At 57.1% G+C, this 644-nt stretch carries 2 pseudogenes; both read left to right on the forward strand.

From position 1 onward, the window contains the following. A pseudogene (locus A3754_RS01595) lies at positions 1-188 on the forward strand (DNA-3-methyladenine glycosylase I); the annotation flags it as partial. A 109-nt stretch (positions 189-297) separates the two neighbouring features. After that, a pseudogene (locus tag A3754_RS01600) lies at positions 298-644 on the forward strand (cytochrome C); the annotation flags it as partial.

The following is a 644-nucleotide window of genomic DNA, read 5'->3' on the forward strand; positions in this document are numbered from 1 at the left end:
TGGGGCGCGACACCTGGTATCCCACTGGCGATGTGGTAGCCGCGCTGAAAGCGCAGAACATTATCGACAAACCCCCGGCGAGCCAGCGGGACCAGAAAGCCGCGCAGGCGGCTTTCAACACCTGGCAGGCGGAAAGTGGGCGGCCCCAGGCGCATATCAGCAAGGTGCTGGCGTTTACCGTGGGTTGACCCGATCCTGGAACTCTCGTGCTTTATTAAGAGTTATGACTAGCTTGATGCAGGCAAAGACATAAATGATAATGACTCGCCTTTAATGTACTGAATCGAGTTCAAGCCTATGCCGCGCACCTTCCTGGTCCGTCCTTTCTTCGGGGTCCTGCTCGCGTTTTTTTGTTTTTCCCTGCCTGCCCATGCCGCCAACCAGACCGCCCTTGTCCAGCTGGTTGAGTATGTGGGGGCGGACTATATCAATGCCGTGGTGGATGGCGAGATTGTCAGCCCGGAAGAATATGCCGAGATGTCGGAATTTTCCGCGCTGCTGGCCGAAGGGGTGGCAGAGCTGCCCGAGGCTGAAGGCAAGCAGACACTGCAAACCCAGGCCAATAACCTCCAGCAAGCGGTAACCGATAAAGCGGCGGAGAGTGAGATCAAGACTCTGGCGCAATCTATCCGTGCGACGCTGGT

It is taken from the genome of Alcanivorax sp. HI0083, assembly GCF_001635175.1.